This is a genomic window from Streptomyces sp. RLB3-17, from assembly GCF_007113425.2.
Lineage (GTDB): Bacteria > Actinomycetota > Actinomycetes > Streptomycetales > Streptomycetaceae > Streptomyces > Streptomyces mirabilis_D.
The window spans coordinates 7,343,292-7,364,761 of the sequence record NZ_CP041610.2; the positions used below are offsets into that span (position 1 = coordinate 7,343,292).

Consider the following 21,470-nt stretch of genomic DNA (forward strand, 5'->3'; position numbering starts at 1 on the left):
GGTTCTCGGCGTTGCGTGGCAGGCCCGTGACGCGCGTAGCGTGAGAGAAGTGCAGATGTGCCATGGGCATGCCAATTTGATCGCCCTGTCGTGCCGCTGTACGTGACATGTCAGGACGGCCAGAACCTAGCCGGGGCCGATGACGCCCGGATAGCCACGCCCGAAGAACTTTGCCGCCCCATAGGGGGTCCATGGACGGTGCATGGACGGCCCATGGACGAGACGCGGTGATGCCGGGCCGCGACATGCGGCCCGGCATCACCGGTGTCGTACCGTCAGAAGTCCTCGTACCGCCGGAAGTTCCCGTCCGTCAGAAGTCCTCGTCGAAGCCGACCGAGCCCTCCACCGCCACCTGGTACGCCGAGGGGCGGCGCTCGAAGAAGTTGGTCAGCTCCTGGACGCCCTGGAGCTCCATGAAGGAGAAGGGATTCTCGGAGCCGTACACCGGGGCGAAGCCGAGGCGCTGGAGACGCTGGTCGGCCACGCACTCCAGGTACTGGCGCATCGAGTCGGTGTTCATGCCCGGCAGACCCTCACCGCACAGGTCGCGCGCGAACTGCAGCTCGGCCTCGACGGCCTCCCTCAGCATGTCGGTGACCTGCTGCTGGAGCTGGTCGTCGAAGAGCTCCGGCTCCTCCTTGCGCACGGTGTCCACCACCTCGAAGGCGAAGGACATGTGCATCGTCTCGTCGCGGAACACCCAGTTGGTGCCGGTGGCGAGACCGTGCAGCAGACCCCGGCTGCGGAACCAGTAGACGTACGCGAAGGCGCCGTAGAAGAAGAGGCCCTCGATGCACGCGGCGAAGCAGATGAGGTTGAGCAGGAAGCGACGCCGGTCCGCCTTGGTCTCCAGACGGTCCAGCTTCTCCACCGAGTCCATCCACTTGAAGCAGAACTCGGCCTTCTCGCGGATCGAGGGGATGCTCTCGACGGCGTCGAAGGCCGCGGCGCGGTCCTCCGGGTCGGGAAGGTAGGTGTCCAGCAGGGTCAGATAGAACTGGACGTGGACCGCTTCCTCGAACAGCTGCCTGGAGAGATACAGGCGCGCCTCGGGGGAGTTGATGTGCTTGTAGAGGGTCAGCACGAGGTTGTTCGACACGATCGAGTCGCCCGTCGCGAAGAACGCGACCAGCCGGCCGATCATGTGCTGCTCGCCCTGCGAGAGCTTCGCCAGGTCGGCCACGTCCGAGTGGAGGTCGACCTCCTCCACGGTCCAGGTGTTCTTGATGGCGTCCCGGTAGCGCTCGTAGAAATCGGGGTAGCGCATGGGGCGGAGCGTGAGTTCGAAGCCCGGGTCGAGCAGGTTCTTTTCGGTGGAGCTCATTACTGGCAGGCCTCGCAGGACTCGGGGTTCTCAAGGGAGCAGGCGACGGCGTCCTCGTCGGGGATCGCCTGCACGGGGATGGTCTTCTCGGGCTGGGCCTGCGCCTGGGCGGCACGGGCGATACGGGTCGCCGGGCGCGAGCGCAGGTAGTACGTCGTCTTCAGACCCGACTTCCAGGCGTACGCGTACATCGAGGAGAGCTTGCCGATGGTCGGCGTCTCCAGGAAGAGGTTCAGGGACTGCGCCTGGTCCAGGAACGGGGTGCGGGCGGCGGCCATGTCGATCAGGCCGCGCTGCGGGATCTCCCAGGCCGTGCGGTACAGGTCGCGGACGTCCTGCGGCACCCAGGTGAAGCCCTGCACCGAACCGTTGGACTCCCGCAGCGCCTCGCGGGTCTGCGCGTCCCACACGCCGAGCTTCTTCAGCTCGTCCACCAGGTAGGAGTTGACCTGGAGGAACTCACCGGAGAGCGTTTCGCGCTTGAACAGGTTGGACACCTGGGGCTCGATGCACTCGTACACACCCGCGATGGACGCGATGGTGGCGGTGGGGGCGATGGCGAGGAGGAGGGAGTTGCGCATGCCGACCGCGGCGATACGTTCCCGCAGCGCCGCCCAGCGCTCCGGCCAGGTCAGCTCCACGCCGTAGTGGTCGGGGTGCAGGACGCCACGGGCCGTACGGGTCTTCTCCCAGGCCGGGAGCGGGCCGCTGCGCTCCGCGAGGTCGGCCGAGGCCTCGTACGCGGCGAGCATGATCCGCTCGGCGATCCGGGTGGAGAGGGCCTTGGCCCGCGGGGAGTCGAAGGGGACGCGCAGCTTGAAGAAGACGTCCTGCAGGCCCATCGCGCCGAGGCCGACGGGCCGCCACTTCGCGTTCGACCGGCCGGCCTGCTCGGTCGGGTAGAAGTTGATGTCGACGACACGGTCGAGGAAGGTGACGGCGGTACGGACCGTCTCGTCCAGCCGCTCCCAGTCGATGTCCCCGTCGACCACGAAGGCGCCGAGGTTGACCGAGCCGAGGTTGCAGACCGCCGTCTCCCCGTCGTCCGTGACCTCCAGGATCTCGGTGCAGAGGTTCGAGGAGTGGACGGTGTGGCCCGGCTCCGCCGTCTGGTTGGCGGTGCGGTTGGCGGCGTCCTTGAAGGTCATCCAGCCGTTGCCGGTCTGCGCGAGGGTACGCATCATGCGGCCGTAGAGGTCACGGGCCGGGATGGTCTTCTTGGCGAGGCCGGCCGCCTCCGCCCTGCGGTACGCCGCGTCGAACTCGTCGCCCCACAGGTCGACCAGCTCGGGCACGTCGGAGGGCGAGAAGAGGGACCACTGCCCGTCGGTGTCGACCCGGCGCATGAACTCGTCCGGGATCCAGTGCGCGAGGTTCAGGTTGTGCGTACGGCGGGCGTCCTCACCGGTGTTGTCGCGCAGCTCCAGGAACTCCTCGATGTCGGAGTGCCAGGTCTCCAGGTAGACCGCGGCCGCGCCCTTGCGCCGGCCGCCCTGGTTCACCGCGGCGACCGAGGCGTCGAGGGTCTTCAGGAACGGGACGATCCCGTTGGAGTGCCCGTTCGTACCGCGGATCAGCGAACCGCGCGAACGGATCCGGGAGTACGAAAGGCCGATGCCACCCGCGTGCTTCGAGAGGCGGGCCACCTGGTGGTAGCGGTCGTAGATGGAGTCCAGCTCGTCCAGCGGGGAGTCGAGGAGGTAGCAGGACGACATCTGCGGGTGCCGCGTACCGGAGTTGAACAGCGTGGGGGAGGAGGGGAGGTAGTCGAGGCGGCTCATGAGCCCGTAGAGCGCCGCGACCTCGTCCAGGGCACGGTTCGTGTCGTCCTCGGCCAGGCCCGACGCCACGCGCAGCATGAAGTGCTGGGGCGTCTCGATGACCTTGCGGGTGATCGGGTGCCGGAGCAGATAGCGGCTGTGCAGGGTGCGCAGGCCGAAGTAGCCGAAGCGGTCGTCGCCTTCGGTGTCGATCAGCGCGTCCAGCCGGGCCGTGTGCAGCCGGACGAACTCCGCCGTGCGGTCGGCGATCAGGCCCTCGCGGTGACCCGCGGCGATCGACCCGGAGAAGGACGTGACGCCCTGCGAGGCGGCCTCCGCCGCGATGCTGATCGTCAGCAGCCTGGCCGCCAGTCGGGAGTAGACGGGGTCCTCGGAGATGAGGCCCGCGGCCGCCTCGGTGGCCAGTTCGCGCAGCTCCGTGTCGTCCGCGTGCGTGGACCGGCCGCGCAGCGCGGCGGCGGCGACCCGGCCGGGGTCGGCGTCGGGGAGGTCGGCGGTGAGGTCGGTCAGGGTACGCAGCAGCGTGGTACCGGGACCGTCCGTCTCCACCGGGGCCTGCTTCCGCTGCTGCTCCTGCTTCTGCTGTGCGAAAGCGGTAGCTGAAGCCGGATCGGCTGGCGCGATGGTCACTTGGGGCTCTCCCTCGCTCGGCACGGGGCCTGGCGGAGGGCAGGGCAGCTCACGAGCGCACACGGCGTCGCGTCCACCGGCCCATTCCGCGAGGCCCGGACGTCATGCACCCGGGCCGGATGGCCGGGCGCGCTGTCGGCAGGTCCTCGGACTGACGCGAGTACATGAGCACGGGTGTGCGAACACGTACAAGTACACCGTTGCGGGACAGTTCCGGATTTGCACCGGATTCCCCTGCGGCGACAGCGAGCATGAGCATACATCTTGTGCCGGGCTGAGGTGACACCCCCACATGTTGTGTCGTGCCGGTGTCAGAGTGTCAACTCATAGGTGAGGAGAGTGATGTCGTCGAGTTCCGGGAGCGGGTTCCAGTCGCGGTCGGGGGTGCGGGTGAAGCCGAGGCGTTCGTAGATGCGGTGGGCGGCGTGCATGGTGCGCTGGGTGGAGAGCACGACGCGTACGCAGCCGGGGGTGGCGCGTGCGTGGTCGACGCAGGCGCGGACGAGGGTCTCGCCGACGCCTCGGCCGCGGGACTCGTGTGCGACGGCGAGCATCCGGATCTCGGCTTCGCCGGGGCGGGCTATGTCGGCCATGGGGCCGCCGCGCGGTACGAAGGTCACGGCGCCGAGGACGTGGTCGTGGTCCACGGCGACGAGGACCTCCGCGGCGGTGGCCCGTTTCGCCACGTCTCGCAGTTCGTCGAGGTACTCGTCGCTCTCCCCGAAGTCGAGCAGGCCGTCGCCGAGGTAGGCCTGTGCGGTGATCTCGCCGATGCGGTCGTATTCGTGGGGGTGGGCGTGTCGGATGCGGATGTCCATGCCGGTGAGTGTGCAACACGGCGCGCGAACGGGCCGCCGGATTTATGTCCGACGGCCCGTGGGGGTTGTTGGCGCGGTTCTTCGGCTGCGGGTGGGTGGGGGCTTGGCGCGCAGTTCCCCGCGCCCCTGGGGCACGGGGCTGCGCCCCGGTGCCCCAGCCTTTTAGGGGCGCGGGGAACTGCGCGACCAGCCCCCACCCACCCGCAGGCAACGCATCCACCCGGGGGTCTGGGGGCGGAGCCCCCGGGGTCAGTGGGTGGAACCGGCCGTGGCCGGGGGAAGCTCCGTCTCGACGCCCGGATCGCCCGCGTCCGCCGTGTAGTCCTCCGGAGACGTCTCGTCGACGCCGTCCGGCGCGTTGAAGGCGCGGAGGGCGAAGGTGAGGACCACGCTGACCACGACGTTCAGGACGAAGGCCGTCAGACCGATGTAGCCGATCTCCCCGATGCCCGGGATCTCCTTCGAGCTGCCGCCGAAGTGCTTCTGGGTGGGAGAGGCGACCCCGTACGCGGCGAACGTGCCGTACAGCATGCCCACCGCCCAGCCCCCGAGCAGCGCCCAGCGGTGGAACCAGCGGGTGAACAGGCCACCGACCAGCGCCGGGAAGGTCTGGAGGATCCAGATGCCGCCCAGGAGCTGGAAGTTGATCGCGACCGTCTTGTCCATCGTCAGGACGAATACCAGCGCGCCCACCTTCACGAAGAGCGACACCAGCTTGGAGACCCTGGTCTCCTGCTGCGGGGTCGCGTCCGGCTTGATGAAGTCCTTGTAGATGTTGCGGGTGAAGAGGTTCGCGGCCGCGATGGACATGATGGCCGCCGGTACGAGCGCTCCGATGCCGATCGCCGCGAAGGCCACCCCCGCGAACCAGTCCGGGAACATGTTCTCGAAGAGCTGGGGTATGGCGAGCTGGCCGTTGGTGACCTTGACCCCGGCCGCGATCGCCATGAACCCGAGCAGGGCGAGCAGCCCCAGCATCAGGGAGTAGAGCGGAAGGATCGTGGTGTTGCGGCGGATCACCTCACGGCTGCGGCTGGAGAGCGTCGCCGTGATCGAGTGCGGGTACATGAACAGCGCGAGCGCCGATCCGAGCGCGAGCGTGGCGTACGTCCACTGGCCCGCTTCGGCGGGCACGAGCCCGCCCGCCCCGGCCGCCGTGTACTTGTCGCTCGCCGCCTTGAAGATCTCGTCGAACCCGCCCAGTTTGATCGGGATGTAGATGATGGCCACCGCGATCACGATGTAGATCAGGGTGTCCTTCACGAACGCGATCAGGGCGGGGGCCCGCAGCCCCGAGGAGTAGGTGTACGCGGCCAGCACGCCGAACGCGATGAGGAGCGGAAGGTCCTTCACGAACCAGTTGGTGTTCTCGCCGCCGCCCACGCCCATCACGTCCAGGACGGCCTGGATGCCGACCAGCTGGAGTGCGATGTACGGCATGGTCGCGAGGATGCCGGTCACGGCCACGGCGAGGGACAGGCCCTTCGAACCGAAGCGCCCGCGCACGAAGTCCGAGGTCGTCACGTACCCGTGCTTGTGGGAGACCGACCACAGGCGGGGGAGGAACGTGAAGATCAGCGGGTAGACGAGGATCGTGTACGGAACGGCGAAGAAGCCGGCCGCGCCCGCCGCGTAGATCGCCGCCGGTACGGCGACGAAGGTGTACGCCGTGTAGAGGTCGCCGCCGAGCAGGAACCAGGTGACCCAGGTGCCGAACGACCGTCCGCCCAGGCCCCATTCGTCGAGGCTGTGCTCGTCGTCCGCCCTGCGCCAGCGCGCGGCCAGGAAGCCCATGACCGTGACGGCCAGGAAGAAGAAGATGAAGACGCCGAGCGCGACGCCGTTCACGCCGTCCTTCACTTCGCCGCACCCCCGACCTGGGACGCGCGGGCGCGCTGGTCACGCTGCCACAGCTGGTACGCGGTCACGGTGAGCGCCGTGGACACGAGCACCCACAGCATCTGGTACCAGTAGAAGAAGGGGATGCCGATGAACGCCGGGTCGGTCTTGGCGTAGGAACCGACCCACAGCATCGCCACGAACGGGGCTATCAGGCACAGGGCGATGACCACCCGGATCGGTGTCACCACCGGCGGCTCGACCTTCGGCGCGTCTGACACGTCCGACACGTCTGACATACGGCGACTCCGTCCCCTCGCTGTTCACCTGTGCAATGCGCAGGCAATCTAGGCGACGGCGTCAGCCATGCGGAACCCCTCGTCCGTATCTCGGTCCGGGCAACGCGGCAGGTGCGCTACTCCTGCGGGCGCTTGAGCCGTGCCACGAACTTGTACCGGTCGCCCCGGTACACCGACCGCACCCACTCCACCGGCTCGCCCTGCCGGTCCAGCGAGTGCCGGGAGAGCATCAGCATGGGCAGACCGACGTCGGTGCCGAGCAGGCCGGCCTCGCGCGGGGTGGCCAGCGAGGTCTCGATGGTCTCCTCGGCCTCGGCGAGATGGACGTCGTACACCTCGGCGAGCGCGGTGTAGAGGGACGTGTACTTCACCAGGCTGCGGCGCAGGGCGGGGAAGCGCTTCGCGGAGAGGTGGGTCGTCTCGATGGCCATCGGCTCGCCGCTCGCGAGGCGCAGCCGCTCGATGCGCAGCACCCGGCCGCCGGCCGAGATGTCGAGCAGCTCGGCGAGGGTGTCGTCGGCGGTGATGTAGCCGATGTCCAGGAGCTGCGAGGTGGGTTCAAGGCCCTGGGCGCGCATGTCCTCGGTGTACGAGGTGAGCTGGAGCGCCTGGGAGACCTTGGGCTTCGCGACGAACGTGCCCTTGCCCTGGATGCGTTCGAGGCGGCCCTCGACGACCAGTTCCTGGAGGGCCTGGCGCACGGTCGTGCGCGAGGTGTCGAACTCGGCGGCGAGGGTGCGCTCGGGCGGTACGGGCGTGCCGGGCGGCAAGGTCTCCGTCATGTCGAGCAGGTGCTTCTTGAGGCGGTAGTACTTGGGCACGCGCGCGGTACGGATGGGGGCCCCACCCTCGTTCTCCGCACTGCTGACGTCGGTGCTCATGCTCTGCCTTCCCGGCTCCGGGTGCCGAAGCGACCGACATCCCGTCGGCCACGGCTCACATCGTGGCACGGCTTCGTGTGCGAGTGTCCCCCCGCACGCTCCGTGATCCCCTCTATATACCGTCGGCGTACCCGTTGGTCTAGTCCATAGTGTGGACTCGGGTCGGTGGAGAGGCATGTGGGGCCGGTGAACGGCCCCGCCGTTTATGCCACTTACCTACTTAAAGGTCCTTGCATATGTAGGTCCCATAACGGACGACCAGTCGGGCTTACACACCCTTGACACCCCTCTAGGTCTAGGCCAAGCTCCCCGTACTGGTCTACACCATTGGTCCAGTCCCAGTCCCACGGGCAGTACTCGGCAGCGCTTCGGCATGTGTCACCGCGGTGGGCAGGGGGGTTTATGGCATCCCTGAGGAGGGTGGCGTGAAGCGGAAGCTGGCAGCCGCGATCGGTATCGCGGGCATGATGGTCTCCATCGCGGCGTGCGGGAGCAGCGACAACAAGTCCGGGGGGTCGGACAAGGGCGCGGACGCGAAGGCACTGACCGTCTGGCTCACGGTGGACGCGCAGAACAACTGGCCCGAGCTGGTCAAGGCCGCCGACGCGGCGGTGCAGAAGGCGCACCCCGGCGTCAAGATCAACCACGAGTACTACGGCTGGCCGGACAAGAACACCAAGCTCGACGCGGTCCTCGCCACCGACAAGGCGCCCGACGTGGTCGAGATGGGCAACACCGAGATGCTCGGCTACATGGTCAAGGGCGCCTTCGCTCCCATCGACGCGTCGAAGCTCGACAACTCGTCCGCGTGGCTGGACGGCCTGAAGGCCTCCGTCACCTACGACGGCAAGACCTACGGCGTGCCGTACTACGCCGGTGGCCGCGTCGGCAACTGGCGCAAGGACGTGGCGGCTTCGGTCGGTGTCAAGACGCCCCCGAAGACGTACACGGAGCTCATCTCCGACCTGGACAAGATCCAGAAGAAGGAGGGGAGCAAGTTCAGCGCCTGGTACCAGCCGACGCGTGACTGGTACGCCGCGATGTCCTTCGTCTACGACGCCGGCGGCTCCATCGCCAAGCAGGACGGCGGCCAGTGGAAGGCCAACCTGTCGTCTCCGGAGTCCATCAAGGGACTCAACGACTGGAAGACCATCGTCGACAAGTACATGCACGGCGACAAGACCAAGGACGAGTCCGACCGTTACATCGTCTACGGCCAGGGCAAGTCCGCCATGATCTTCGGCGCCGCGTGGGAGGGTGCGACCTCCGAGGACCCGAAGAACGACAAGACCGGCAAGCTCAAGGGCAACCTCGAGAACTTCGTGATGCCCGGCCCGTCCGGCAAGAACATCCCCGTCTTCCTCGGCGGTTCCGACCTCGCCGTCCCGGTGAAGTCCAAGGCGCAGGCGCTCGCCGCCGAGTGGATCAACGCCTTCACGGGCTCCGCCGGTCAGAAGGGTCTGATGGCCAAGGGCAACCTGCCCAACAACAAGACCGACCTCGCCACCCTCAAGAACGACCCGGCGACCGTGGTTCCGGCCACCGCGGCCGAGTCCAACTGGTTCGTGCCGATGGCTCCCGGCTGGGGCCAGGTCGAGAAGGCCCAGGTCCTGCAGACCATGCTGCAGAACATCGGCACCGGCAAGAAGTCGGTCGAGGCCGCCGCGAAGGATGCGGACGCCGCGATCGACAAGGTCATCAACACCAAGTGACGTGAGCGCGGGGCGTGGTGGGACCCCGGGGCGCGTCCGGGGCTTCACCCGGGGCGCGCCCAGGGTCCGCCCCGGGTCCGCCCGGGGTGTGCCTCTGGGGGTACGTCCGAGTACGTCGGGGGCGATCCCGGGACGTTCCAGGGGTGTTCCTGGGCACGCCTGCCGGGGTCCTCTTCGGGCCCGGGTTCCAGCCGCTTCCCGCACGACGCGCGGGACCCGGAGACGTACGACCGCGCGGGGCCCAGGCCGCGTACGACCGTGCGAGGCCGGGCCGCGTACGGCCGGGTGGGTCCGGCCGGTCCACGACCCGGGCGGCCCCGACCGGAACCGACCGCACCAGGTTCGGACCACGCACGACCCGCCCCGGACTCGGACCGAACTGGACCGACCAGGGCGGGACAGGGCGGGGCAGGACCGGCCGGGCCGCCTCACGCACGACCGAGAGCCCGCCCCGGCGAGCGCCCCGCGTACGACCGCGGGGGCCCGCCCCCATGCATGACCTGCGCGGGCTCGGCCCGCGTACGACCGCGGGGGTCCGCCCCCGTGCACGACCGTGCGGGGTTCGGGCCGCGTACGACCGAGAGGGTCGGCCCCGGTGGGCGACCTGCTCGGGGCGGGCCGCGTGCGACCCGCGCGAGGCTCGGACTGCGCACCACCGTGCGGGGCTCGGACTGTGCACCACCGTCCGGGGTTCGGGGCGTGTGCGTCCCGGGCGGCTTTCGCCCGGATACGACCGCACCGGGTCTTGGACCCTGTACGACCGCGAAGGTCCGCCCCGTGTGGGATCGCGAGGGTCCGCCCCCGCGCAGACCGTGCGGAGCCGGGCCGCGTACGACCGTGCGAGGCGCCGGCCGCGTACGGCCCGGGCGTGTTTCGCCTGTGTTCGACCGTGTGGGGCCTGCCCCGCGTACGACCCCGTGCGGGGCTTCGACCACGTACGACCTGAGGGACCGCTGAGGAGCGCGCGATGAGTGCCGCAGACACGACCACCCCCGCCAAGGTGCCGCCGCCGCGGCAGGCACCGCCACCGGCCGTCCCCAAGGCGCCACGCAGAAGGCGGACCTCGGGCGGAGGGGCGGTCCCCTGGGCCCTGCTCGCGCCCTGTCTGCTGATCCTCGCGCTGGTCATGGGCTATCCCCTGGTCCGCCTGGTCACCCTCTCCTTCCAGAAGTTCGGACAGTCCCAGCTGTGGGGCTTCCAGCCGGCCGAGTCGGTCGGCTTCGACAACTTCGGCAAGGTGCTGGGCGACAGCGAGTTCTGGGCGGTCGTCGTCCGCACGATCGTCTTCGCCGTCGGGTCCGTCGTCTTCACCATGGTCATCGGCATGCTGATCGCGCTGCTCCTCCAGCGCGTCTCGGGCTGGGTGAAGACGCTGATCAACATCGCGCTGGTGGCCAGCTGGGGCATGCCCATCATCGTGGCCACCACCGTCTTCAAGTGGCTCTTCGACTCCGACTACGGCGTCTTCAACGCGCTGCTGAGCAAGCTGCCGGGCGTGGACATGATCGGCCACAACTGGTTCGCCAGCGGCCCCCAGGGGCTGGCCGTGATCATGCTCCTGGTGGTGTGGGGCGCGGTGCCCTTCGTCGTCATCACGCTCAGCGCGGGCCTGACCCAGGTGCCGAGCGAACTGGAGGAGGCGGCCCGGCTGGACGGCGCCGGCGCCTGGGGCGTCTTCCGTTACGTCACGCTCCCGATCCTCAAGCCCATCGTCGTGATGCTCACGACGCTCTCCGTCATCTGGGACATGGGCGTCTTCCCGCAGGTCTTCGTGATGCGGGGCGGCCACCCGGAGGCGGAGTTCCAACTGCTCACCACGTACTCCTACGACCGCGCCTTCGTCGTCAACGACTACGCGCAGGGGTCGGCGATCGCCCTGCTGACCGTGCTGTTGCTGCTGGGCGTGGTCGCCGTGTACATGCGTCAGATGCTGCAGATCGGAGAGGTCGAATGAGCACCCTCGCCACGGCGGGCCGGCGCCGGGGGAAGTCCAAGCTCGGCTGGAACCTCCTCGGCCTCCTCGTCTTCGTCACCGCGGGCTTCCCCGTCTACTGGATGCTGAACACGGCGTTCAAGCCGGCGAAGGACGCCATCGACCCGGACCCGAGCCTGTTCCCCACGGGGCTCACGCTCGACAACTTCCGTCGCGCGCTGGACATCGCGGACTTCTGGGGCCCCGTCGGCCGCAGCCTGATCGTCTCCCTGTCGGTCGTCGTGATCGGCGTCGTGGTGGGGATGCTGGCCGCGCTGGCCATCTCCCGCTTCGCCTTCCGCGGCCGCAAGATCGTGATCGTCGGCATCCTCGCGGTCCAGATGATCCCGCTGGTCGCCATGATCATCCCGGTCTTCCTGCTGCTCAACGACCTGAACCAGTACGACAAGCTCACCGGCCTGATCATCACGTACCTGACCTTCATCCTCCCCTTCACGGTGTGGACGCTGCGCGGCTTCATCGTCAACATCCCGAAGGAGCTGGAGGAGGCGGCCATGGTCGACGGCTGCTCGCGCACCGGAGCCTTCATACGGGTGGTCTTCCCGCTGCTCGCGCCCGGCATGGTCGCCACGTCCGTGTACGCGTTCATCCAGGCCTGGAACGAGTACATCTACGCCCTGATGCTCATGAGCCAGGAGCACCAGACCGCCACCGTCTGGCTCGGCAACTTCACCACCAAGCACGGCACCGAGTACGCCCCGATGATGGCCGGCGCCACGATGATGGCCGTGCCGATCGTCGTGCTCTTCCTCATCGTCCAGCGCAAGATGGCCGCGGGGCTGACCGCGGGCGCCGTGAAGGGATAACGCCACCCGATGACGACACTCGCCAGTGGTACGACCGCGTCCTCTTCCGGCCAGAACGGCTTGGCACGCGACGCGCTCACCGTCCTCCAGCCCGGCTTCACCGGAACCACCGCCCCCGACTGGCTGCTGCGCCGCCTCGGCGAAGGGCTCGCCGCCGTCGGCCTGTTCGGCCGGAACATCGCCTCCCCCGAACAGCTCGCGGCCCTGACCGCCCAGTTGCGCGCGGAGCGCGACGACGTCCTGGTCGCCATCGACGAGGAGGGCGGCGACGTCACCCGCCTCGAGGTCCGCGCCGGCTCCTCCTACCCGGGCAACCACGCGCTGGGCGCGGTCGACGACGTGGAGCTGACGCGCGAGGTGGCCTCGGCACTCGGCCACCGCCTCGCGGCCTGCGGGGTGAACCTGAACTGGGCCCCCTCCGCGGACGTGAACTCCAATCCCGACAACCCGGTCATCGGCGTACGGTCCTTCGGCGCCGACACCGACCTGGTGGCCCGGCACACCGCCGCCTACGTCACCGGGCTCCAGTCCGCGGGCGTCGCGGCCTGCACCAAGCACTTCCCCGGCCACGGCGACACGGCGGTCGACTCGCACCACGCGCTGCCGCGCATCGACGCCGACCTGTCGGTCATCGAGGCCCGCGAACTCACCCCGTTCCGCGCCGCGATCGCCGCGGGCACACGCGCCGTGATGAGCGCGCACATCCTGGTCCCGGCGCTGGACCCGGACCGCCCGGCCACCCTCTCCCGCCGCATCCTCACCGGCCTGCTCCGCGAGGAACTCGGCTACGACGGCCTCATCGTGACCGACGGCATGGAGATGCAGGCCATCGCCGGGACGTACGGCATCGAGCGGGGCAGCGTCCTCGCCATCGCGGCCGGCGCGGACGCGATCTGCGTGGGCGGCGGCCTCGCGGACGACGAGACGGTACGGCGCCTGCGCGACGCCCTCGTCACGGCGGTGCGCACCGGTGAACTCCCCGAGGAGCGCCTCGCGGACGCGGCGGAGCGGGTACGGGCGCTGGCCCGATGGACGGCGGCGGCCTCCGCGGCTCCGCCCGCCGTCGAGCGGGAGCCGGCCGACGTGGGGCTCGTCGCCGCCCGGCGCGCGCTGACGGTGACACGCGCGCCGTCGTACGAGCCGGTGGGCGCGGCGCCGTTCGTCGCCGCCTTCACCCCCGCGGCGAACATCGCCGTCGGTGACGAGACCCCCTGGGGCGTGGCCGCGGAACTGGCCCGGCTGCTGCCCGGCACGGAGACGGGCAGCTTCGCGGGGGAGGGGGCGGCAACGGCGGCCCTGGCCGCCGCGGGCAGCCGCCGCGTCGTCGCCGTCGTCCGCGACGAACACCGGCACCCCTGGATGGCGGCCGCCCTGGACACGCTGTTGAGGGAACGCCCCGACACGATCGTGGTCGAGATGGGCATCCCCCAGGCCCCGCCCCGGGGCGCCCTCCACATCGCCACGCACGGCGCGGCGAGGGTGTGCGGCCGGGCGGCGGCGGAGGTCATCGCGGGGGAGTGACGGCCCGCGAGGAGGAGCACACAGGCAAGAAGGAAGGTGCCGGACCCCAGGGGCCCGGCACCTTCCTTCTTTCTTCCCTTGCGTGCTCTTCTTCGCGCCCTCGGGGTCAGATCCCCTGCCAGTCCGGCTTGTTCGCGAACGTGTGCCGGAAGTAGTCCGCCAGCTTCAGCTTGGACGCGGCGGCCTCGTCCACGACGACCGTCGCGTGCGGGTGGAGCTGGAGCGCGGAGGCGGGGCACACCGCGGCCACCGGCCCCTCCACGGTCGCCGCGACCGCGTCCGCCTTGCCCTCACCCGTGGCCAGCAGGACGAGATGCCGCGCCTCCAGGATCGTGCCGATGCCCTGGGTGATGACGTGGTGCGGCACCTGCTCGATGTCGCCCTCGAAGAACCGCGCGTTGTCGACCCTGGTCTGCTCGGTCAGCGTCTTGATCCGGGTTCGCGAGGCGAGTGAGGAGCAGGGCTCGTTGAACCCGATGTGCCCGTCGGTGCCGATCCCGAGCAGCTGGAGGTCGACGCCACCGGCCGTGGCCAGCGCCCTGTCGTACGCCTGGCACGCGGCCTGCACGTCCTCGGCGGTGCCGTCCGGGCCCAGGAACGCGTCCATGCCCAGCCCCAGCGGTTCGAGCACCTCGCGTCGCAGCACCGACCGGTACGACTCGGGGTGCTCGGCCGGCAGTCCCACGTACTCGTCGAGTTGGGCGACCCGCGCCCGCGAGGCGTCCACGGCACCGGAGCCGACCTTCGCCGCCAGCGCCTGGTAGATGGGCAGCGGCGTCGAGCCGGTGGCCACGCCGAGCAGAGCGTCGGGCTTGCGCCGGAGCAGCTCCGCCATGGCCTCGGCGATCAGCTCGCCGCCCGCCTTGGCGCCGGGAACGATGACAACTTCCACGCTGGGCCTGCCGATCTGGAGAGTGGCTCGCCGGGAACCGCGAGGGAACACATGTGGTGTAGACCAATCTAGCAAAGGAGTCCCCTCCGCGGCCCGTCACGGTTTCACGACGCGTCCAGGCCCGCCGCCCGGACGCCCGCTCGACACCCCCATGAGTAACGGCACACCCGACAAAACCCTGCCCACGGGCGATGAGATGCTGATATCGATCCTCGAGATCCGCACCGCGCGCACCACCTCGAACCGCACGTACCACCCCGTACCGCACGCACCACCCCGTATCGGCCACGGTCGACGCGTACGACCGGAACGTCCCCAGGAGGCCCCATGTCCGCCCCTACCCCGGACCCCCGGACCGACGACGACCGCCCGGGCCGGATCATGGCCCGCGAGATGGCCGAGCAGCCCGACGTGCTGCGCCGGATCCTGGAGGCGGGCGCGCCGCGGATCCAGGAAGTGGCCCGGCAGATCGCGGCCCGCGAGCCCCGCTTCGTACTGCTCACCGCCCGCGGCACCTCCGACAACGCCGCCCTGTACGCGAAGTACCTGCTGGAGATCCAGCTGGGCCTGCCGTGCGGGCTCACCTCGATGTCGACGACCACGGCGTACGGCGCGCGGCCCGATCTCACCGACGTCCTGGTCATCACCGTCAGCCAGTCCGGCGGCTCCCCGGACCTGGTCGCCTCGACCCGGGCCGCCCGTGAGGCCGGCGCCATCACGCTCGCGGTGACCAACAACCCGGACTCACCGCTGGCGGCCGTCTCCGAGTACCACCTCGACGTCATGGCCGGACCCGAGAGGGCCCTGCCCGCCACCAAGACCTACACGGCCTCGCTCCTCACCCTCTATCTCTTCGTCGAAGGACTGCGCGGCGGCGACGGCGCCGCGGCCAAGGCGCTGCCCGATCTCGCCGCGCACCTCCTCACCCGCCAGGACGAGATCCGCACGCTCGCCTCCCGCTACCGCTTCGCCGAGCGCATGGTGATCACCTCGCGCGGCTACGGCTACCCCACGGCCAAGGAAGCCGCCCTGAAGCTGATGGAGACCAGCTACATCCCCGCCCTCTCGTACTCCGGCGCCGATCTGCTGCACGGCCCCCTCGCCATGGTCGACAACATCTCCCCGGTCATCGCGGTCGTCACCGACGGCAAGGGCGGCGAGGCGCTCCAGCCCGTGCTCGACCGGCTGCGCGGGCGCGGCGCCGACCTGGTCGTCATCGGCCCCCGGGCCCAGGTGGAGCAGGCCTCGGCCGGGTTCGTCCTGCCCACCGAGGGGGTGGCCGAGGAGCTCCAGCCGATCCTTGAGATCCTTCCGCTCCAGCTCCTGGCCTACGAGGTCACCATCGCCCGCGGTCAGGACCCGGACGCGCCGCGCGCCCTGGCGAAGGTGACCGAGACCCGCTGACCGACGCGCCCCCGGACGGGTGGACGGGGCCGAGGTGATCCGGCCCCGTTCATGAGCCGATCCGGCCCCCACCGGGGGCCGAACCGGGCTAGTCTGCGTGGTGGATGCTGTTGGAAGTTCGAAAAAGAGACAACAACAAACATCCGCCGGCGCATGGACGCGGCACGTGGTCTAGTCCACAATGTGCAGGTAAAGCCTTCGATCGACGAAGCGTCGCTTACGGCGAGGCGTTGATCCACAAAAACATCCGTCTTCCCCGCACAGGAAGGCGGACCGAGGAACCGGCGCTCTCTGCCCTGACTGCTCCGGGTCCTCTCCTTCGGCCGACCGGGACCGCACACCCCGCGGCCGTTGCTGCTCCGGGCTGCGGTGCCGGGAGGGTTGAGGGTCCCTCCCAGGCGCCGCGGCCCGCGGGTGTTTTCGGAGCCGGGCCAAAGCCCCAGGTACGCTCGCAGATGTGCCCTCCATGAACGACCTCGTCCGCCAGCACACCGCTCTCGGTGACTCCGATCTCGAGTGGTTGCATCTGCTGGTCTCGGAGTGGCAGTTGCTCTCCGACCTCTCCTTCGCCGACCTCGTGCTGTGGGTTCCCACCCGCGACGGCACCCGCTATGTCTCCGTCGCGCAGATGCGGCCCAACACCGGCCCGACCTCGTACCAGGACGACATGGTCGGCCACCTCGTCCCACGCGGTCGCCGTCCGCTGCTGGACGCCGCGCTGGACGAGGGCCGGATCGTGCGCGAGGGCGATCCCGAGTGGCGCGAGGAGGTGCCGGTACGGGTCGAGTCCATTCCGGTACGGCGGGAGGGGCGCGTCCTCGGTGTCATCGCGCGCAACACCAATCTCCTCACCGTGCGCACCCCGAGCCGGCTGGAGCTCACGTACCTCCAGAGCGCGTCCGACCTCGCCCAGATGATCGCCGCCGGCTCCTTCCCGTTCTCCGGCCAGCAGGTCGACATGGACGCCTCCCCGCGGGTCGGCGACGGACTGATCCGCCTCGACGCCGACGGCATCGTCCAGTACGCGTCCCCGAACGCACTGTCCGCGTACCACCGCCTCGGCCTCGCCTCCGACCTGGTGGGCCACCACCTCGGAGTGACCACCGCCGAACTCGCCCCGTCCCGCGGTCCGGTGGACGAGGCCCTGTCCAAGGTCGCCAGCGGCTGGGCACCCCGCGAGTTCGAGATCGAGAGCGCCGACGGGGTGATCCAGCTGCGCGCGATCCCGCTCAAGCCCAAGGGCACCCGGGTGGGTTCGCTCGTCCTGCTGCGCGATGTGACCGAACTGCGCCGCCGCGAACGCGAGTTGATCACCAAGGACGCGACCATCCGGGAGATCCACCACCGGGTCAAGAACAACCTCCAGACGGTGGCGGCGCTGCTGCGGCTCCAGGCCCGGCGCATCGAGTCGGAGCGCGGCCGTGAGGCCCTGGAGGAGGCCGTCCGGCGGGTCGGCTCGATCGCCATCGTGCATGAGACGCTGTCTCAGAACCTGGACGAGCGGGTGGAGTTCGACGAGATCGCCGACCGGGTGCTCGCCATGGTCGCCGAGATCTCGCCCGGCAAGGTCACCGGCCGCCGTACCGGCCGCTTCGGCATACTCGACGCCGAGGTCGCCACCCCGCTCTCCATGGTGCTCACCGAGATCCTGCAGAACGCGCTGGAGCACGGCTTCCGCGAGGGCGACCGGGGCACGGTCGAGGTCTCGGCGGTGCGCGGCGGCACCAGCAAGGAGGCCCGCCTGCTGGTCACCGTCCAGGACGACGGGGTCGGTCTCCCGGAGGGTTTCGACCCGCACCGCTCGGGCAATCTCGGGCTGCAAATCGTACGGACGCTGGTGGAGGGCGAGTTGGGGGGCAGCTTCGACATGGTGGCGGCCCCGGAGCGCGGCACGCAGGTCATCCTGGACATTCCGGTGCGGGCGCACAAGTAGGAGTACACGTAGGGGCGCGAGCAGAAGTACAAGCGGAAGTACAAGCGGAAGTACAAGCGGAAGTACAAGCGGAAGTACAAGCGGAAGTATCTGACGCACCCACAGATCGCGCATGACAGTGGCCCCGGACCAGAAGGTCCGGGGCCACTGCTTACGTTGCTATGCGCATCGGGGGTACTGCGCGCTGCGGCTCGGGGGCGGGAGATGCGTACTCGCTGTACGCGCCGCCGGGCTCAGGCTCGTTACGGGGTGGGGTGTCAGGCGGTGGCCTGACGGGCCCGGTTGCGGGCGGCACGGCGCTTCATCGCGCGGCGCTCGTCCTCGCTGAGGCCACCCCAGACGCCGGAGTCCTGGCCGGACTCGAGCGCCCACTGCAGGCACTGCTCCATGACGGGGCAGCGGCGGCAGACGGCCTTGGCTTCCTCGATCTGCAGCAGCGCAGGACCGGTGTTGCCGATGGGGAAGAAGAGCTCGGGGTCTTCCTCGCGGCAAACGGCGTTGTGACGCCAGTCCATGGCTGCTACCTCTCCTTGGTATTACATGCACGTTGCTTGTGAATGTGAACGCTTTCACGAATCCCTCAACAAGTGAAGGGCCGACTGCCAGGATTCCCTGACGTGGTCCTGTGATTTGAGGAGGGGTTCTGGCTCTCTGTGGGGCCGATGTTGCGGGCCGTCCCGATCGCCACGTAGAGACTCGCAAACCTCAGCGGCGGATACAACCCCTTCTGGAAAGTTTTTTTTGATTCCTCGGTGTCGACTAGGTCACAGCCGTACTTCCATGGGGTGGACCCTGGTCTAAACGTTCGAGTGAAAGGACTTTGGGCCCTTCCGCTCACACAATCACACGCAGTGCACGGCGTACGCCTGTGAACGTCACGCTAGTGCGCAGTCCCAGGTGGTCGCCGTCCATCTGGAGGGGGAGTGGCGCCTTCGAATGCAAGGTGAAGTCGGTCAGGTCGTGCAGGGACAGGGCGTGCTTGCCGTGGGGTCCGCGCTCGGGGGACGAAGTGAGCAACTGGGTGGCATACCGGGCAGCCGAGGCCGTCGACATGCGGTTGAGAGCGAGTACGTCGAGTCCGGTATCGAACGAAGCCTTAGGTGACGCGTACACCGGACGATTGCCGAGAAACGTCCAGGGCGAGGTGTTGCAGATTATGGACATCACAAGATCGGTGACCGGGTCCTGGCCGGGCTGCTCCAGCGTGATCGTTCCGTGCCTGCGGTGAGGTTCGTCCAAAAACTGACGTGCCACTTGGCGCAAATAGAGGGCGTGGGTGGAACGCTTGCCGCGCTCGCGCTGCTGTTCGACCCGACCGATCACCCCCGCGTCGAAGCCGAGTCCCGCGCAGAAGGTGAACCAGCGGGAGGGGACGGCTTCGTCCTCGGTGCCCGGGGTACCCGCGGCGAGACCGAGGCCGATCGCGCGCTCGCGGTCCTCTCTGAGCGCGTCCAGCAGGGCGCCGGTGGCCTCCACGGCGTCGTTGGGCAGGCCCAGGGCGCGGGCGAAGACATTGGTGGAGCCGCCGGGGACCACCGCGAGGCGGGGCAGGCGGTCCAGGTCGGGGCCGTTGTGCAGGAGACCGTTCACGACCTCGTTGACGGTGCCGTCGCCGCCGAGTGCGACCACCAGTTCTATGTCGTCGCTCTCCCCGGCCTGCCGGCCGAGGTCCCGGGCGTGCCCGCGGTACTCGGTCGTGACCACCTCGAGCTTCATCTCGCTCGCCAGCGCGTGGATCAAGACATCGCGCGTGCGCGCACTTGTGGTGGTAGCTGCCGGATTGACCACGAGAAGTGCACGCATGCGATGCAGCGTACCTACCGAGGGGTACTGGTCCCAGACAGAGTTAGGGATCCGGTAAGAGATAGGGACGTGAGTCTCGACACGGTCAGGTGCGGGACGCGGTGGGGTGGCGGGCGGGGTCGGGCCGCGCGCCGGGGCCCGAGGGATACCCTTCGGGGGTGAGCGCTGAGCAGATCCCCACCCCTGACGCCCCCTCCGCAGAGCCCCGTCCCGGACGGCTGACCGCCGCGGCCGCGCTGGCCGCGCTGGAGGGGTTGGTCCTCGCCGTGGGGGGCGTGTGGATGCTCGTCCTGGGGGCCACGAGTGACTCGGGAGACCGGCAGCAGGGCGTGACCCTGGGTGTGACGCTGATCGTGCTCGCGCTGCTGCCCCTGCTGGCCGCCCGGGGCCTGCTGCTGCGCCGCAGCTGGAGCCGGGGGCCCGCGGTCATCACCCAGATCATGGCGCTGCCCGTCGCCTACAGCCTGCTCCAGGCGGACAGCGTGGCGATCCCCGCCGGAATCGCCCTCGCGGCGGTCGCGATCACGGCGCTGGTCCTGCTCGTCAATTCCGAGACCACCCGGGCGCTGGGCATCCGCGGCCCCGGGGCCGCCGAGGAAACCAAGTAGCTTCGGCCTGTCGGCGGGGTCCGCACCGGTTGCGCGCCCGCTGAAAAGGCGGGATCCGCGCCCGGAGGGCCGGGCTCGTCCGCCCATCGGGGACTCCGTGGCGACGCCCCCGCTCGGCGGTTGCCCGGTTACTCCTCGACTACTCCTCGACCAGGAGCTTTTCGCGGAGCTGGGCGAGGGTGCGGGCCAGCAGGCGGGAGACGTGCATCTGGGAGATGCCGACCTCCTGTGCGATCTGCGACTGGGTCATGTTGCCGAAGAAGCGAAGGAGCAGGATCCGCTTCTCTCTCGGGGGGAGGTCCTCGAGCAGGGGCTTCAACGACTCCCGGTACTCGACGCCCTCCAGGGCCTCGTCCTCCGCGCCCAGCGTGTCCGCGACCGCCGGGGACTCGTCGTCCGTGTCGGGGACGTCCAGCGACAGCGTGGAGTACGCGTTGGCGGACTCCAGTCCCTCCAGGACCTCCTCCTCCGAGATGGCCAGCTTCTCGGCCAGCTCGTGGACGGTGGGAGAGCGCCCGTGCTGTTGCGACAGCTCGGCCGTAGCCGTCGTCAGGGCCAGGCGCAGTTCCTGCAGGCGCCGCGGCACCCGCACCGCCCAGCCCTTGTCGCGGAAGTGCCGCTTGATCTCGCCGACGACCGTCGGAGTCGCGTACGTGGAGAACTCGACGCCGCGCTCCGGGTCGAAGCGGTCGACCGACTTGATCAGGCCGATGGTCGCGACCTGGGTGAGGTCGTCCAGCGGCTCACCGCGGTTGCGGAAGCGGCGCGCGAGGTGCTCGACGAGCGGGAGGTGCATGCGGACCAGCTGATTGCGCAGCTCCGCGTACTCCGCACTGCCGTCCTGCAGCTTGCGCAGCTCGATGAACATCGCCCGCGCGCCGCTGCGGTCCTGCGGGTCGTGCTGGATGTGCTGGGCGCTCGGCCCTTGCTGCGTGCCCTGCACGCTCTGCACCCCTGGCTTGTCGTGTCGCTCGTGCTCGCTCATAGTCCCGCCCGTCACCAGCCGCCGCCCTTCCGAGGACGTGCTCGGCGCGGCACCCTCCGGATCCCGTTGCCCGTCGTCCTGGCCGGAGAGGCTCTCCTGTGCGTCCTCCGGGTGCGGCCGGGCCTGTTCGGGGATGCCGTCGACGCCTTCCACCGCGCGCCGCGGCCCGTCGAGGCCGTCGACGCGTCCGGCGGGAAGCTCCCGTGTGCCGCGCTCTTCGTCCCGCACCGGCCCGTCCCCG

The 21,470-nt window shown here is 69.6% G+C and carries 17 protein-coding genes and 1 riboswitch; of the genes, 7 read left to right on the plus strand and 10 right to left on the minus strand.

The window, feature by feature from the left end; translation table 11 throughout:
* Positions 1–310: 310 nt before the first annotated feature.
* From FNV62_RS33320 to FNV62_RS33345, 6 genes are all read right to left on the minus strand, one after another.
* The gene (locus FNV62_RS33320) at positions 311–1,324 is read right to left on the minus strand and encodes a ribonucleotide-diphosphate reductase subunit beta (protein ID WP_054228144.1); all 1,014 of its coding nucleotides are present in this window, start codon (positions 1,322–1,324) and stop codon (positions 311–313) included.
* On the minus strand, positions 1,324–3,735 hold the full coding sequence (locus FNV62_RS33325; protein ID WP_373559515.1) for a ribonucleoside-diphosphate reductase subunit alpha: 2,412 nt from the start codon (positions 3,733–3,735) through the stop codon (positions 1,324–1,326). Before FNV62_RS33325 ends, FNV62_RS33320 begins: the two co-directional genes overlap by 1 nt.
* Before the next feature lie 141 nt (positions 3,736–3,876).
* Positions 3,877–3,969: riboswitch (cobalamin riboswitch) on the minus strand.
* A 77-nt stretch (positions 3,970–4,046) separates the two neighbouring features.
* The gene (locus FNV62_RS33330; protein ID WP_097286190.1) at positions 4,047–4,553 is read right to left on the minus strand and encodes a GNAT family N-acetyltransferase; all 507 of its coding nucleotides are present in this window, start codon (positions 4,551–4,553) and stop codon (positions 4,047–4,049) included.
* A 249-nt stretch (positions 4,554–4,802) separates the two neighbouring features.
* Positions 4,803–6,413 (minus strand): monocarboxylate uptake permease MctP, encoded by a 1,611-nt coding sequence (mctP, locus tag FNV62_RS33335; protein WP_164331808.1) that lies wholly within the window; start codon positions 6,411–6,413, stop codon positions 4,803–4,805.
* Positions 6,410–6,691, minus strand: a complete 282-nt coding sequence (locus FNV62_RS33340) for a DUF3311 domain-containing protein (RefSeq protein ID WP_097286192.1) — start codon at positions 6,689–6,691, stop codon at positions 6,410–6,412. The genes mctP and FNV62_RS33340 overlap by 4 nt, the downstream gene beginning before the upstream one ends.
* A gap of 116 nt (positions 6,692–6,807) precedes the next feature.
* Positions 6,808–7,572, minus strand: coding sequence for a GntR family transcriptional regulator (locus FNV62_RS33345; protein ID WP_054228140.1), 765 nt, complete (start codon positions 7,570–7,572; stop codon positions 6,808–6,810).
* 425 nt (positions 7,573–7,997) lie between these two features.
* Here FNV62_RS33345 and FNV62_RS33350 point away from each other — a divergent pair, with 425 nt between their 5' ends.
* From FNV62_RS33350 to FNV62_RS33365, 4 genes are all read left to right on the plus strand, one after another.
* The gene (locus FNV62_RS33350) at positions 7,998–9,284 is read left to right on the plus strand and encodes an extracellular solute-binding protein (RefSeq protein ID WP_097286193.1); all 1,287 of its coding nucleotides are present in this window, start codon (positions 7,998–8,000) and stop codon (positions 9,282–9,284) included.
* 967 nt (positions 9,285–10,251) lie between these two features.
* On the plus strand, positions 10,252–11,238 hold the full coding sequence (locus FNV62_RS33355) for a carbohydrate ABC transporter permease (RefSeq protein WP_097286194.1): 987 nt from the start codon (positions 10,252–10,254) through the stop codon (positions 11,236–11,238).
* Positions 11,235–12,083 carry a carbohydrate ABC transporter permease gene (locus FNV62_RS33360; protein ID WP_060901326.1) on the plus strand — a complete coding sequence of 283 codons (849 nt, stop codon included), beginning with the start codon at positions 11,235–11,237 and terminating at the stop codon, positions 12,081–12,083. Before FNV62_RS33355 ends, FNV62_RS33360 begins: the two co-directional genes overlap by 4 nt.
* A gap of 9 nt (positions 12,084–12,092) precedes the next feature.
* Complete coding sequence (locus FNV62_RS33365; RefSeq protein WP_144315725.1) at positions 12,093–13,604, plus strand: glycoside hydrolase family 3 protein; 1,512 nt, start codon at positions 12,093–12,095, stop codon at positions 13,602–13,604.
* 106 nt (positions 13,605–13,710) lie between these two features.
* Here the strand turns inward: FNV62_RS33365 and nagB are convergent, their stop codons facing one another.
* Entirely contained in the window at positions 13,711–14,496 is a 786-nt protein-coding gene (nagB, locus tag FNV62_RS33370) for a glucosamine-6-phosphate deaminase (RefSeq protein WP_143609174.1), read from the minus strand.
* 327 nt (positions 14,497–14,823) lie between these two features.
* Between nagB and FNV62_RS33375 the strand changes: the two genes are divergently transcribed.
* Positions 14,824–15,900 (plus strand): SIS domain-containing protein, encoded by a 1,077-nt coding sequence (locus tag FNV62_RS33375; RefSeq protein ID WP_143609175.1) that lies wholly within the window; start codon positions 14,824–14,826, stop codon positions 15,898–15,900.
* Between the two features lie 466 nt (positions 15,901–16,366).
* Positions 16,367–17,833: a sensor histidine kinase gene (locus FNV62_RS33380; protein WP_054228133.1), complete on the plus strand. Its 1,467-nt coding sequence runs from the start codon at positions 16,367–16,369 to the stop codon at positions 17,831–17,833.
* Between the two features lie 257 nt (positions 17,834–18,090).
* Here FNV62_RS33380 and FNV62_RS33385 read toward each other — a convergent pair whose 3' ends face one another.
* Both FNV62_RS33385 and FNV62_RS33390 read right to left on the minus strand, forming a co-directional pair.
* On the minus strand, positions 18,091–18,348 hold the full coding sequence (locus FNV62_RS33385; RefSeq protein ID WP_006380970.1) for a WhiB family transcriptional regulator: 258 nt from the start codon (positions 18,346–18,348) through the stop codon (positions 18,091–18,093).
* A gap of 319 nt (positions 18,349–18,667) precedes the next feature.
* Positions 18,668–19,636, minus strand: a complete 969-nt coding sequence (locus FNV62_RS33390; protein ID WP_054228132.1) for a diacylglycerol/lipid kinase family protein — start codon at positions 19,634–19,636, stop codon at positions 18,668–18,670.
* Positions 19,637–19,794: 158 nt separating this feature from the next.
* Between FNV62_RS33390 and FNV62_RS33395 the strand changes: the two genes are divergently transcribed.
* Positions 19,795–20,244 (plus strand): hypothetical protein, encoded by a 450-nt coding sequence (locus tag FNV62_RS33395; protein ID WP_060898654.1) that lies wholly within the window; start codon positions 19,795–19,797, stop codon positions 20,242–20,244.
* Between the two features lie 139 nt (positions 20,245–20,383).
* Here the strand turns inward: FNV62_RS33395 and FNV62_RS33400 are convergent, their stop codons facing one another.
* Positions 20,384–21,457: an RNA polymerase sigma factor SigF gene (locus FNV62_RS33400; protein WP_371645104.1), complete on the minus strand. Its 1,074-nt coding sequence runs from the start codon at positions 21,455–21,457 to the stop codon at positions 20,384–20,386.
* Positions 21,458–21,470: the final 13 nt, after the last annotated feature.

Coding starts and splice junctions, on each gene's coding strand:
- FNV62_RS33380 (WP_054228133.1), top strand. CDS start 16,367: ATGAACGACCTCGTCCGCCAGCACACCGCTCTCGGTGACTCCGATCTC.
- FNV62_RS33365 (WP_144315725.1), top strand. CDS start 12,093: ATGACGACACTCGCCAGTGGTACGACCGCGTCCTCTTCCGGCCAGAAC.
- FNV62_RS33375 (WP_143609175.1), top strand. CDS start 14,824: ATGTCCGCCCCTACCCCGGACCCCCGGACCGACGACGACCGCCCGGGC.
- FNV62_RS33320 (WP_054228144.1), bottom strand. CDS start 1,324: ATGAGCTCCACCGAAAAGAACCTGCTCGACCCGGGCTTCGAACTCACG.
- FNV62_RS33385 (WP_006380970.1), bottom strand. CDS start 18,348: ATGGACTGGCGTCACAACGCCGTTTGCCGCGAGGAAGACCCCGAGCTC.
- FNV62_RS33355 (WP_097286194.1), top strand. CDS start 10,252: ATGAGTGCCGCAGACACGACCACCCCCGCCAAGGTGCCGCCGCCGCGG.
- FNV62_RS33340 (WP_097286192.1), bottom strand. CDS start 6,691: ATGTCAGACGTGTCGGACGTGTCAGACGCGCCGAAGGTCGAGCCGCCG.
- FNV62_RS33345 (WP_054228140.1), bottom strand. CDS start 7,572: ATGAGCACCGACGTCAGCAGTGCGGAGAACGAGGGTGGGGCCCCCATC.
- FNV62_RS33330 (WP_097286190.1), bottom strand. CDS start 4,553: ATGGACATCCGCATCCGACACGCCCACCCCCACGAATACGACCGCATC.
- FNV62_RS33390 (WP_054228132.1), bottom strand. CDS start 19,636: ATGCGTGCACTTCTCGTGGTCAATCCGGCAGCTACCACCACAAGTGCG.
- FNV62_RS33360 (WP_060901326.1), top strand. CDS start 11,235: ATGAGCACCCTCGCCACGGCGGGCCGGCGCCGGGGGAAGTCCAAGCTC.